This window comes from Stenotrophomonas sp. YJH_SMC_58 (genome assembly GCF_059369635.1).
On sequence record NZ_JCAFSW010000006.1, the window covers coordinates 217,025 to 229,889 of the forward strand.

General features: G+C 64.8%; 8 protein-coding genes and 1 tRNA gene. 5 read left to right on the forward strand and 4 right to left on the reverse strand.

What is annotated here, in order from left to right; translation table 11 throughout:
• Positions 1 to 6: 6 nt before the first annotated feature.
• From AC5P68_RS10590 to AC5P68_RS10600, 3 genes are all read left to right on the forward strand, one after another.
• Entirely contained in the window at positions 7 to 3,810 is a 3,804-nt protein-coding gene (locus AC5P68_RS10590) for a pilus assembly protein (protein ID WP_049454052.1), read from the forward strand.
• Positions 3,811 to 3,823: 13 nt separating this feature from the next.
• On the forward strand, positions 3,824 to 4,249 hold the full coding sequence (locus AC5P68_RS10595) for a type IV pilin protein (protein WP_005408861.1): 426 nt from the start codon (positions 3,824 to 3,826) through the stop codon (positions 4,247 to 4,249).
• A gap of 47 nt (positions 4,250 to 4,296) precedes the next feature.
• Positions 4,297 to 4,373: transfer RNA gene (locus AC5P68_RS10600), tRNA-Asn, on the forward strand.
• 73 nt (positions 4,374 to 4,446) lie between these two features.
• Here the strand turns inward: AC5P68_RS10600 and AC5P68_RS10605 are convergent.
• The 4 genes from AC5P68_RS10605 to AC5P68_RS10620 form a co-directional block, all read right to left on the reverse strand.
• Positions 4,447 to 5,868: a basic amino acid/polyamine antiporter gene (locus AC5P68_RS10605; protein ID WP_033835339.1), complete on the reverse strand. Its 1,422-nt coding sequence runs from the start codon at positions 5,866 to 5,868 to the stop codon at positions 4,447 to 4,449.
• A 128-nt stretch (positions 5,869 to 5,996) separates the two neighbouring features.
• Positions 5,997 to 8,834, reverse strand: coding sequence for a TonB-dependent receptor (locus tag AC5P68_RS10610; protein WP_005410533.1), 2,838 nt, complete (start codon positions 8,832 to 8,834; stop codon positions 5,997 to 5,999).
• 196 nt (positions 8,835 to 9,030) lie between these two features.
• A complete protein-coding gene (locus tag AC5P68_RS10615) occupies positions 9,031 to 9,681 on the reverse strand; it encodes an energy transducer TonB (protein WP_033835323.1) in 651 nt (216 codons plus the stop codon).
• Positions 9,682 to 9,894: 213 nt separating this feature from the next.
• Positions 9,895 to 10,632, reverse strand: coding sequence for an SIMPL domain-containing protein (locus AC5P68_RS10620; protein ID WP_005410531.1), 738 nt, complete (start codon positions 10,630 to 10,632; stop codon positions 9,895 to 9,897).
• 131 nt (positions 10,633 to 10,763) lie between these two features.
• On the opposite strand from AC5P68_RS10620, the gene AC5P68_RS10625 reads away from it, so the two are divergent.
• Complete coding sequence (locus tag AC5P68_RS10625; protein WP_032966937.1) at positions 10,764 to 11,372, forward strand: Maf family nucleotide pyrophosphatase; 609 nt, start codon at positions 10,764 to 10,766, stop codon at positions 11,370 to 11,372.
• Entirely contained in the window at positions 11,365 to 12,852 is a 1,488-nt protein-coding gene (rng, locus tag AC5P68_RS10630) for a ribonuclease G (protein ID WP_005410529.1), read from the forward strand. Before AC5P68_RS10625 ends, rng begins: the two co-directional genes overlap by 8 nt.
• Positions 12,853 to 12,865: the final 13 nt, after the last annotated feature.

Here is a 12,865-nt window from a genome sequence, read left to right on the forward strand (position 1 = left end):
CCGGTCATGGCGACCCGAAAGATCAAGATCCTGGCCGGCTCCGGGCTGTTGCTGGCGGTGGCTGGCGGCACCTGGCTTGCGATGAACCTGTTCGCCGCGCAGGCGCAGGGCACATTGTCGCAGCACCCGATGAACCTGAAGGTCTCCGCGCCGCCGTCATTCATCATGGCGGTGGATGATTCGGGTTCGATGACCTTTCAGACTCAGTTCCCAGGGCAGGATGGAACGGCGTGCTGGAGCAACGCGCGCAAGAGCTTCTTCAAGTCGGCCGGGGTCCTGAACAAACCGGATGACATCATTGCTTACGATTCGTGGAACAGGCCCTACAACGATGGGCAGTGCAACTATTTCTACCTGTTGCCGGGGCCGCGGATCAACACCAGTTATCTCGGAATCCCTGCGTTGGACGTGTTCGGGTTTGCCCGATCCGCTGCCTACAATCCAGCCTACTACGATCCCTCGATCCAGTATCAACCCTGGCTCCGTATCGTCAATGAGGCTGTTGAATCCTACCCGGCATCGGTCGCCAGCGCCGCGCTCATTGATCCGCGTAACCAGAATGACAGCAACTATGTCGTAAATGTATCGAGCAGCTACCTGGGAACTCGATCCTGGGATGTGCAGCGCATGCAGGACGGCATGTATGCCCCGCCGGGCCAGCGATACATGACCGTATCCGACTCCGGACGGTTCAGTTCCGTGCAGGAGAACAAATCTGGGACCTCATGGTCGTCCGCGGCCAACGCGTCGTTGGAGTACACGCCTGCGACGTTCTATATGCCCTTCAAGAGCGATGGCGACCCCTATCCGCAGTTGGCAGGAACGCCCAATGCCTATGCCAACGCGGGCAACAATCGGACCAAGGTCCTGGATGCCTGCGGCAAGGGTTGCCACATGTGGAAGTACGTGCTCACGGCAAGTGATGCGGCGGCAATGCAGAACTTCGCCAACTGGTTTACCTACTACGGAAACCGCAACCGCGCGATGATCGCGGGCATGACGCATGCGTTGAATGTCAACGATATGTATGTCGGCTATTTCAGGATCAACGATTTCCTGAAGTACAACAGCTCGACGGATGCTGCGAAGCGTCTAACGATCCAGGACATGAGCCTGATTGGTCAGAAGACTCAGCTGTATAACGACATGATCGCACTGACGGCCAGCGGTGGCACGCCAAACCGCAATGCGGTAAATGCGGCCGGCCTGCAGTTCATGCGAACCGACGATGCGGCCCCCATCAAGCTTTCCTGCCAGAAAAACGCGGTGATGCTGTTCACCGATGGCTACAGCAACAACGGCAACGGGTTCCCATCGAGTTCGATTCCCACCCCAGGGAACATTGACGGTGCCATGGGTGCCCCGTTCAAGGACAGCAACTCGGATACGATGGCTGATATCGCGGCGTATTATTACGTCAATCCGTTGCGCACCGATACCGCGATGCCCAAGGGCAATGTGCCGGTGCCGGAGCAGTGCGCGACCAGTACCGACAAGTCGCTGGACTGCAACAAGAACCTGCATATCAACTTCTACGGGATCACCCTGGGTGCGCGTGGCAACCTGTTCGACCCGGACAAGCAGCAGAACCCGTATACCGATTCGGCGGTCTACAGCAACTGGCCAAGTCGCCAGAACGACAACCCCAGCACCGTGGATGACATCTGGCACGCCGCGACCAATACCCGCGGTGAGTACATCAACGCGCGTACTCCGGCAGACATCACCGCGGCCATGCGCCGGGTGCTGTCGTCGGTCACCTCCGGGCCAGCGCCTTCGGGCAGCCAGGGCCTGACCGGCGCGCGTATCGGTACCGGGTCGCTGGCGGTCACACCCCAGTTCGAAGTGGCCAACGAGGAAACCGATTGGTTCAGTCGCCTGAAGGCATCCAAGCTTGCGGTGAACGACAAGACGCAGCAGACCGAGTACACGCAGGTGTGGGAAGCGGCGGAGAAACTGGGAGCGCAGCGTTCGCGCACCATCGTTGCCACCAAGGGCAATGCTGCAGTTGACTTCAGCAGCACCAACATCGCCTTCAGCGACCTCTGCAACAAGGATGAGAAGCAGTATCCGGGCATTGCGCGCTGTTCCGCGACCGAGGCTGAAAAGCTGGGCGGCGACATCGCCACGGCCATGGCTTATCTGCGCGGCGACGCATCGCGCGAAGTACGCAATTCGGGCGGCATCTATCGCACCCGTACCACCGTGCTGGGCGACATCGTCAATTCCAGCCCGGTGATCAGTTCGCCCCGCGACGACTATGGCTACCAGCGCATCAGCACCGCGATGGCGACCTCGTATGCCACGTATCTGACCCGCAAGCGCAACAATGGCCGCTACATGGTCTATGTCGGTGCCAATGACGGCATGCTGCATGCCTTCGACGGTGGCATGAACGGCAGTGGCGTAAGTGACGGTGCCGGTGGCAGCGAGACCTTCGCCTACATCCCTGGAACCGCGCTGGGCCACATGGCCAACCTGCTGTATCCCTACGTGGCGGCCAACAAGTCCGACCAGCGCTTCCGTCATCGCTACTACGTGGATGGACCGATCGCGGTGGCGGACGCACAGATCGGTGGCAACTGGGCCACGGCGCTGGTCGGTACGGCGGGCGCCGGTGGGCGCTCGGTGTTCGCGCTGGATGTGACCACGCCGTCCAGCTTCGGTACCGGCAATCGCCTGTGGGAAATCAGTGACGTGGCGCCGGGGCTCGATAGCACCGTAAAGGCGAACATCGGCCATGTCCTTGGCAAGCCGGTGATCGTGCCGGTGAAGGAAGGGACCGGGGTGGCGTGGAAAGCGATCTTCGGCAACGGTTACAACAGCCTCAGCCGCAAGGCCGTGCTGTTCGTGGTCGACCTGGGATCGGGCGCGGTGCGGATGATCACTGCTACCGAGGCCGCAGCAACCGCACCTGCCGGTGACAATGGCCTGGGCAACATCGTGGCTGTCGACCGTTGGCGCGCAGACAGCGCCGGTGGGACGGGGCGTGTACGTGGCCGTGACGGCCTGGCGGACACGATCTATGCGGCCGACCAGCGCGGCGCGCTGTGGAAGTTCGACCTGGAAAGCACGGCGACCTCGGTCACCACGCCGGTGTTCACCACGGCGCGCCAGACCAACAACAACAACCAGGTGTATCGCCAGCCGATTACCGGTGGCATGACCGCCGTGACCGGACCCGGTGGTGGCGTGATGCTGGTGCTGGGTACCGGCAGCTTCTCCTTCGACAATGACCCCCAGGATCTCACCGCGCAGTCGCTGTACGGTGTCAACGACACCAGCAAGGACCAGCCGGAGGCCACGATCGTGCCCGCCAATCTGGTGGCCTATACAGTGACCACCACCAACAAGTTGCGCACGGTCACGGCCACACCCTTCTCCGGCGCGGCGCGCGGATGGAGCATTGCACTGCCCGGCGCAGGTGAGCGCTTTGTTGGTAATCCTGCCGTGGCGTCGGGAACGGTGTTCATGCCTACCTACATGCCCACCGCGGGTGGCCGTGGCTGTTCGACCGAGGGAAGCAACTGGCTGTTTGGCCTCAATCCGATCTCGGGCGTTGCATCGCTGGAGCAGGCGCGGGTCGGGTCCATTACCGGTACGCCCTACGGAGCGGGCACGGCTGGCGTCAGTCTCGACACCGGCGGCACCGCACCGGTGAAGGACGTCAATGTCTCGGTGATGCCGCGCCTGGCAAAGGGTGCCGATCGAGGCGGACGTGCCTGCTGGATGGCGGTCAACGTGGCGGGTGCTCCGACGATGTACGTGCCTTATCCCTGCGGTCGCCAATCCTGGCGCCAGATCCAGTAACGAAGACATGCCCATGAGCCTGAACACTCTTTCCCGTACCCTGCGTCGTCCCGGCAAGCAGCACGGTTTCTCCCTCATCGAACTGATGATCGTTGTGATCGTGCTCGGCATCCTGGCCGCGATTGTCGTTCCGTCGTACCAGCAGTACATCCGCCAGTCGCACCGGGGCGTGGCCAAGGCGGACCTGGTGGAATACGCGCAGCGTGCCGAGCGCTACTACTCGGTGAACAACACCTACTCGGGCTTCGCGCTGCCCAGCAAGGTGTCGCCGCGCGAGGGCGGGACCACACGGTACGCGATCACGTTCGATGGCAAGGCGTCCTCGTTCACGCTGACTGCGACGCCCCAGGGCAACCAGACCAAGGACAGCTGCGGGACGCTGAGCGTGGACCAGGCCAACCGCAAAACGGCCAGCGGCACGGTTTCCGATTGCTGGTAAATCAGGTGTTGATCTTCCTCTGAACGCCCAGTACAATGCGCCTCCCCGCCCGAATAGCTCAGCCGGTTAGAGCACTTGACTGTTACTCAGGGGGTCGTTGGTTCGAGTCCAACTTCGGGCGCCACCTTGAAGAGACCTGCATCGCAAGATGCAGGTCTTTTTTTTGCGTTGTTGTAGAGCCGAGCCCTCGCTCGACTCTACAGTGCCAGCTCACCTCTGGAGAACGCCACCAGCGTAGCGATGGCCACCACCAGAATGGCGCCGAACAACACCCATTCCCAACGCGTGAATACCTGCTCACCGCGTTGCAGCCGGGTCAGTGCGAACACCACCACGCCGGGCACATACAGCAGCACCGACAGCAGCAGGTTGTCGAGGCCTCCTGCATACACCAGCCACAACGCGTAGGCACTGGCCAGCAGCGCCACCGCGAAATCACGCCAGCGCACGCCCGGTTCACCCGCATAGGCGTCCCCGCGCCACGCCAGCTGCACGCCGAACGCGGTGGACAGGAAGTAGGGCACCAGGCTCATCGAGGCCGCCAGCAGCACCAGGCCCGTGTAGCTGCCGGAGTTGACCAGCACCAGCAGCAGGAACAGCTGGATCAAGCCATTGCTCAGCCACAGCGCGTTGGCGGGCACGCCGCGCGCATTCTCGCGTCCCAGGAAGGCCGGCATGGTGCCGTCGCCTGCAGCGGCGTACAGCACTTCGGCACACAGCAGCACCCAGGCCAGCAGCGCGCCGAGTACCGAAATGATCGAGCCGACGATGATCACCGTCGCGCCCCACTCGCCAACGATGGCGCGCAGCACGTAAGCCATCGACGGATTGGGCAACCCCGCCAGTTCGGCCTGCGACAGCACGCCCATCGACAGCAGGCTGACCAGTACCAGCAGCAGCCAGACGCCGAGGAAGCCGATCACCGTGGCGCGGCCGACATCGGCGCGACGGGCCGCGCGCCGCGAGTAGATGCTGGCGCCTTCGATGCCGATGAATACCCACACGGTCACCAGCATCATGCCGCGCAGCTGCTGGCCGAGGTCGCCGAGTGCGGGCGTGCCCAGGAAATCGGCGCGGAACACATCCATGCGGAAGGCACCGGCGGCCAGGATCAGGAACAACGTGATAGGCAGCAGCTTGGCCACCGTTACCAGGCCGTTGACGATGGCGGCGGTGCGCAGGCCGCGCAGCACCAGCAGGTGCACGGTCCAGAGAAGTAGCGACGAAGCGGCCACGGCGGCCGGGGTATTGCCTTCACCGAAGACCGGCACGAAGTGGCCGAGGCCACTGAAGATCAGCACGAAGAAGCTGGCGTTGCCGAGCACCGAGGCAACCCAGTAGCCCCACGCGGCGGAGAAGCCGATGTAGTTGCCGAAGCCTTCGCGCGCGTATGCGTAGATGCCGGTATCGAGATCCGGCCGGCGGTTGGCCAGCGCCTGGAACACGAAGGCCAGCATCAGCATGCCGGCGCCGCTGACCGCCCAGCCGAGCAGCGCCGCCGCCGGACCGGCGCTGCGCGCTACGTTCTGCGGCAATGAAAAGATGCCGGCACCGACCATCGAGCCGACCACCAGTGCGGTCAACGCGGGCAGCCCGAGGCGTTGTGATGTCGCGGCCATGATGTCCCCTGCGGCGCTGATGCCGCTGACCCACGGTAGCGGTGGGCCCGTGAACATGCCTGCAAGGCGCACAACGACGAAGGCCCGGGCAGGTGCCCGGGCCTTCGACGGTGGTGCGTTGAGCGGTATTACTTGAAGGTGTACTTGGCGCCGACAGTGAAGTAACGACCGATGGCGCCGCTGAAGTGCATCGGGTTGTAGTTCACGCCGCCATAGGTCAGCGGATCAAGCGGAGCGATGCGATCGAACACGTTTTCGACCGAAGCGCTCAGCTCGAACTCGTCGGTAACAGCCCAACGGCCGGACAGATCGAAGGTGGTGAACGAGGAGATCTTCTTCACCGGCGTGCCGTCGAAGTAGAAGAACTGGTACTTGCCGCCACGCTTGTCGGTGTTGTCCATGCTGGAGATGTAATTGGCAACGCCGCTCACGCTCCAAGGACCCTGTTTCCAAGTGGTACCGAAGTTGATGCGATCCTTCGGCGTACCGATGCAGTTGGTCACGTCGCAGTTGCCGTGCGTGCCCAGGAAGTCATCGGTGCTGCCACCGCTGGTGCGCTCGAATTTCAGCAGGTGGCTCCACTGCAGATCCATCTCCAGCTGGCCCGGGCCGATGTCGAAGGTCTGGCGGATGTCGGTGTCGATGCCGCGAACGCGCGAGGAGCTGGCGTTGATGTAGGCGGTATTGACGGCCAGGATGCTGCCGGTGCCTGCGACGCCGTTGAGCAGGTTGTTGTCGCGCAGGACATTGCCGGCACGGATCGCGTCATCGGTATCGCCCTGGGCGATCTCGTTGGTGCGCTTGATTTCCCAGGCATCGACGGTCAGCGAGGTGGAGCTGGTGGGCTGCAATACGATGCCCACCGAGTAGCTCTTAGACTCTTCCGGCTTCAGGTCCTTGTTCGGACGGGTGATGATCGCAACCGACTGCGAGCCGCAGTCGTCCGGCGAAGCACCCGGGGCCGGATTTTCACCGTCCGGGCAACGGATCGGATCCGAGGCCGTGGAGAAGGCGGCCAGGCCACCGTCTCCGTTCTCGGCCGGGTTCGGTGCACGGAAGCCTTCGGCGTAGCTGGCGCGCAAGGCGATCCAGTCGGCCGGCGTCCACTTCACGCCCAGCTTCGGCGTGGCCTTGCCTTCACCGCTTTCATACTTGTCGTAGCGCAGTGCAGCGGACAGTTCCAACTGCTCCAGCACCGGTGCCGACAGTTCGACGTAACCGGCGTAGACGTTCTGCGTGCCGTCATAGGCGGAGTAGCCCAGGCCGATGATGTCACCCGTGTCGGTGTAGGTCTGCGGGGTCAGGCTGTTGCTGGTCTTGCGCCATTCGGTACCGATCGCCAGGCCCAGCGGCCCCCCCTTCAGATCCATCAGGCTGCGCGACACGGTGAAGTCGAACATGTCCAGGCTGGACTTGGCGCGTGCGCTGATCTTCGGCGAGATGTAGTCGTACAGTGCCTTGGAGTTCAGGTTGGCATTGTCACCGATGCGCCACACGCCACCGGCACAGTTCGCGTCGCCCAGCGCGCACTTCACGGCGCTGTAGCGCAGGAAGCCGGTGCGCTCGTTGACCAGGTCGGTGCCCGAATGCAGGTAGGCGGTGTCATAACTCCAGTCGCCCCAGTTGCCCTTGACGCCGACCAGGAAGCGGTTGAACTCGTTGGTGTTGTCGGTCACGCGCGGGCCGACATCCCAGGCGCTGTAGCGCAGGCGCAACGGGCCGTTGCCCAGGCCGGCAGGCCGGTCAGGATGATTCGGGCCGAGCACCACGGCACCGTCGCCGCTGTTGGCGTTGACCGGGCCACCCGGGTAGCCCCAGCCGCCGGAAACACCGGACGGCGTGTTGCTGAAGGTGGTTTCCTTCTTCGAGTAGCCGATCTCGGTGTAGATCTCGCCGCCCTCGCCGAAGGCGAAGCTGGCACGTCCGAACACGTTGACGTACTTCTCTTCCGGCGAAATGTCGCGGTACAGCTGCGCCGGATCCCACAGGCAGCCCTGCGCGGCCACCGAAGCATCGGTCTGGCCACCAATGGTGGTCAGGCCCTGGCAGCCCGGCAGCGGTACCAGCGTCGCCGGATTGGTCTCGGTGACATTGCGGTCGTCATACACCGAACCGTTCGGTCCGACACCGCCACGGGTCCTGCCGCTGAGGAAGGCGCCGCCCAGGAACTGTGCATTGTTGCCGTAGCCCCACTGGCGGGTGTCGCCGGTGCCGATCCACTTGCGGTTCTTGCGGTCGCTGATCTTGATCGCGTCGCTCTTGCCGACGTCCAGGCTGAAGAAGGCGTTCCAGCCGTCGGTGGCCATGTCGCCGGTACCGGCGGTCAGGGTCGCCTTGCGGGTATCGCCGTCGCCGTCGCCGGAGACGCCATAGGAGCCACGCAGGATGGCGCCCTGGAAATCACTGCGCAGGATGATGTTGACCACGCCGGCGATGGCATCGGAGCCATAGATCGCCGAGGCGCCGTCCTTCAGCACTTCCACGCGTTCAACGGCGTCGAGGGGGATGGTGCTCAGGTCGGTGAAGACCTTCTGTCCATCATCGGCCAGGCCATAGGTCGCCATGCGGCGGCCGTTCAACAGGACCAGGGTCGAGCCCGCGCCCAGGCCGCGCAGGGAGATGCCGGCGCCACCGCCGGCGAAGCCGTTGCCGAATGATTTGGGAATCGAGCCGGCGCCGTTGGCGGTGATGGTCTGCAGGTATTCGGCGACCGTGGTCTTGCCGGTGCGGTCGATTTCCTGGCGGGTCACCACCTGCACCGGGGACGGTGTTTCGGTGTTGGTGCGCGGAATGTTCGAACCGGTAACCGTGATGCGGTCCAGGTTGGTGGCCTTCTCCTGCGCGAAGGCGGAGGTGGAAGCCACGGCGCCAACCAGCAGCAATGTGCCGCCGGTAAGGATGTGGGTGATGGACGATGCCAGGGTGCAGCGGCGGCGGCTGGCGGGCCGTTGGATCAGGTGTTTCACAGCTTCTCTCCTAACTGGAAAACCGTAGCGTTGAGGGCTGTCTCCGGAGTGTCCGGGACGGGCCAATCTAGGTTTCCGACGGGTGACGAAGTCGTGAAATTTTGCTTAATCCGTAACGTTTGAACTGGAACTTTGCCGAGTTTGGCAGTTCGGTCCCGAAGGCCGGTCCGACAGGCGGTCGGACCGGCCCGGGTCGTCAGTCCGGCAACGAGAACTGCACCGGCACCAAACCGATGGCCGGTACCGCTACACCATCACGCTGGGCCGGTTCAAAGCGCCAGCGCTTGAGCACCTGTTGGCGTGCAGCCTGGTCCAGGTGGCGGGAGCCACTGCTGCGCTCGATGCTGACCGCGACCGGCTGGCCGCCGCTGTCGACCTCCACCCGCAGCAGCACCGTGCCCTGCTCATGGTTGCGCAGTGCGGCGACCGGATAGGCCGGTGGCGGGGCGCTGCGGTATTGCAGCTGGGCGCCGGCCAGCGGTGCATGGGTGTCGATGCTCGACGCGAGTTGCGGCGGGGCCGGTTCGGCGGCCGGCAGCATGATGCCCTGCGTTTCCTCCACGGTCGCGGTTGGGGCCGGCAGTGGCGGTGTCGCCGGCTGTGCCTGCGGTTTCGGCACGACCCGGGCGACTTCCTTCGGTTCCTGCAGCACCGGTGGGGGCGGCGTTGGCGGGATCTTCTCGATCAGCCTGACCGTGGTCTTGTCACGCGGGACCTGCACGGCCTGGTAGGTCGCCGGGATCAGGAGCAGCAGGAACGCGAGCAGGTGCAGGGCGATGGCCGCGCTCCAGGCGGCAACGCGGGCGGGGTCGAAGTGCGGGGATGCAACGGGATACGTACGAACCATGGTCCACCTCCATGCCAGTGACGAAGTCCTCAACGCACCAGGGCCCGTGGCGGGGTTGCCGCACGCGGCTGGCAGCCAATCATTAACGCCAGGCCCCGGCCACTGCCTAGAGGCAGGGGCAGGATCGTTGGGCTGGCCTTCAGCCAGCCGCCCCGGTCCATGAAAAAGGCGGGCCCCTGCGGGACCCGCCTCTGTCTACCGGAACGGATGGGATCAGCGACCCAGCTCGAACACCACGTCCAGATTGACCGACACAGTGGATTCGCCCGGGGCGACCGGCGTGGCCTTGTCCATCGCCGCGCCGGCGGCCATGGTCCGCATCATCGGCATCGGGCGGTAACCACCGCCGGCATTCTCGGAGATGCTGACGATGCGGCGCACCTGAAGGCCGAGCGACTTGGCATAGGTCTGGGCGCGGGCCTGGGCCTTCTTCAGCGCGGCCAGGCGCGCTTCGTCATAGACCGGTTCCGGCTGGTCGATCTCGAAGCTGGGGCCGTTGATCTGGTTGGCGCCCTGAGCGGCCAGCGCGTCCAGCACCTTGCCGAGCTTGGCGATGTCACGGACCTTCAGGCTGACCGTGTTGCTGGCCTGGTAGCCGGTGATCTTCGGCGCTTCGTTGTCGGCATAGCGGTACTGCGGATTGAGGCTGACGCCGCTGGTCTGCACGTCGCGCTCGGCGATGCCGGCGGCCTTGATCGCGGCCAGTACCTTGTCCATCTGCTGGGCGTTCTGGCGCATGGCGCTGTTGCCATCGGCGGCCTGGGTGACCACACCGGCCGACAGGGTGGCCACGTCCGGTACGCGGGTGGCTTCGGCATTGGCCGAGATGTTCAGCAGCGTGCCTTCGGCCGCGGCGGCGATCGACGGCGACGACGGGGCGGCATGGGCAGTCATCGAGGTTCCAAGGGCGAGGGACAGGGCAAGCAGCAGCGGGGTGGCGGTCAGGCGCATGGAGAACTCCTTGTTGTGCCGTTGAGGGTGGTGTCGTAGCGATGAACGCGCTGTGAGCCCGTTCGGGGTTCAACGCGTTCCGGGACGGGTTGCCGACGATTCAGGTGGCGGCCTCAGGTTATGCTGTGCCGATGCTCTATCTTGCTTCCCGCTCCCCCCGACGCAACCAGTTGCTGGCCCGACTCGGACGCCCCTTCCAGGCCCTGGACCTGGAGGTCGTCGAGCAGCGCGCGCCCGCTGAAAGCGCCGAACAGTATGTGTGCCGGGTCGCCGCCGACAAGGCGCGCGCCGGCCTGGCCCGGGTGCTGGCCGATGATCCGCAGGCGCGGGTGCTCGGCTCGGACACCGAGGTGGTGCTGGACGGTGAAGTGTTCGGCAAGCCGGCCGACGCCGCCGGCGCCCGCGCGATGCTGGCGCGCCTGGCCGGGCGCACCCACCAGGTGATGACTGCGGTGGTGGTGGTCGGCGCCGACGGGCTGGACAGCGAACTGGTCATTTCCGAAGTGACCTTCGCCCCGATCGCCGCCGCCGACATCGCCGCCTATGTCGCCACCGGCGAGCCGTTGGACAAGGCCGGGGCCTACGCCATCCAGGGCGGGGCCGAGCGCTGGATCGAACATCTTTCCGGCAGCTACTCCGGCGTCATGGGGCTGCCATTGCTGCATACCGATCGTCTGCTGGCGCGCTGTGGCGTGCCGGCCCCCACTGCCGATGCCGCCAGGGAGGCTGCCGATGTCTGAGGAAATCCTGGTCAATGTGACCCCGCGCGAGACCCGGGTCGCGGTGATCGAGAACGGCATGCTGCAGGAACTGCACATCGAGCGCGGTTGGCGCCGGGGTGTGGTCGGCAACATCTACAAGGGCAAGGTGCAGCGGGTCATGCCCGGCATGCAGGCCGCGTTCGTCGAGGTAGGCCTGGAGCGCGCCGCGTTCCTGCACGCCAACGACGTGGTGCGCCCGGCCCCGGTGGCCAGTGCAGACACCGAGAACACGACCCTGCCGCCGCCGGCCAGCGTGCCCATCGTCGAGCTGCTGCGTGACGGCCAGGACATCGTGGTGCAGGTGGTGAAGGACCCGATCGGCACCAAGGGCGCACGCCTGACCACCCAGATCAGCATTCCGTCGCGCTACATGGTGCTGCTGCCGCAATCCAAGGTGGTGGGGGTGTCCGCGCGCATCGAGGATGAAGCCGAGCGCGCCCGCCTGAAGGCCCTGGTGACCGAGCTGTCTGCGCAGCATGGCGGCTACGGCTACATCGTGCGTACCAATGCCGAGGGCCAGCCGGCCGAGGCCATCGCCGAGGACATCGCTTACCTGTCGCGGGTCTGGAACGTGGTCGAGCGCCGCGGCCGCGAAGCGGCCTCGTGCAGCAACATCTATGAAGACCTGAGCCTGCCGCTGCGTTCGGTGCGCGACCTGATCCGCAAGGACGTGGACAAGGTGAAGGTGGACTCGAAGGAAACCTTCGCGCAGCTGCAGGCGTTCGTCGCCAAGTACATGCCGGTGCTGGCCGAGAAGCTGGAACTGTATTCAGGCGATCGCCCGATCTTCGACATGTTCGGGGTGGAGGACGAGATCGGCCGTGCGCTGGACAAGCAGGTGCCGCTGAAATCCGGTGGTTACCTGGTGATCGACCAGACCGAGGCGATGACCACCATCGACGTCAATACCGGTTCGTTCCTCGGCCAGCGCAACCTGGAAGAGACGGTGTTCCGCACCAACCTGGAAGCGGCACAGGCGGTGGCCCGCCAGCTGCGCCTGCGCAACCTGGGCGGCATCATCATCATCGACTTCATCGACATGGACGATGCCGAGCATCGCCGCCAGGTGCTGCGCACCCTGGAAAAGGCGCTGGCCCGCGACCATGCCAAGACCACGGTGTACGACTTCTCGCCGCTGGGGCTGGTGGAGATGACGCGCAAGCGCACGGTGGAAAGCCTGGAACGCCAGCTGTCGGAAACGTGCCCGCAGTGCAGTGGCCGTGGCAGCATCAAGACCACCGAAACGGTGACCTACGAGATCTTCCGCGAGATCACCCGTGCCGTGCGCCAGTTCGATGCCGCACGCCTGCTGGTGATCGCCTCGACCAAGGTGGTCGCGCGCATCACCGACGAGGAATCCTCGGCGGTGGCCGAGCTGGAGGAATTCCTCGGCAAGAGCATCCGCTTCCAGGCGGACGAGCAGTACCTGCAGGAGCAATTCGATGTCGTTCTGCTGTGATCCTCGCCGGCCG

What these genes read in the sequence shown, in the direction of transcription:
- AC5P68_RS10615 (WP_033835323.1), bottom strand. Translation starts at nt 9,681, where the DNA reads ATGGTTCGTACGTATCCCGTTGCATCCCCGCACTTCGACCCCGCCCGC.
- AC5P68_RS10625 (WP_032966937.1), top strand. Translation starts at nt 10,764, where the DNA reads ATGCTCTATCTTGCTTCCCGCTCCCCCCGACGCAACCAGTTGCTGGCC.
- rng (WP_005410529.1), top strand. Translation starts at nt 11,365, where the DNA reads ATGTCTGAGGAAATCCTGGTCAATGTGACCCCGCGCGAGACCCGGGTC.
- AC5P68_RS10605 (WP_033835339.1), bottom strand. Translation starts at nt 5,868, where the DNA reads ATGGCCGCGACATCACAACGCCTCGGGCTGCCCGCGTTGACCGCACTG.
- AC5P68_RS10595 (WP_005408861.1), top strand. Translation starts at nt 3,824, where the DNA reads ATGAGCCTGAACACTCTTTCCCGTACCCTGCGTCGTCCCGGCAAGCAG.
- AC5P68_RS10620 (WP_005410531.1), bottom strand. Translation starts at nt 10,632, where the DNA reads ATGCGCCTGACCGCCACCCCGCTGCTGCTTGCCCTGTCCCTCGCCCTT.
- AC5P68_RS10590 (WP_049454052.1), top strand. Translation starts at nt 7, where the DNA reads ATGGCGACCCGAAAGATCAAGATCCTGGCCGGCTCCGGGCTGTTGCTG.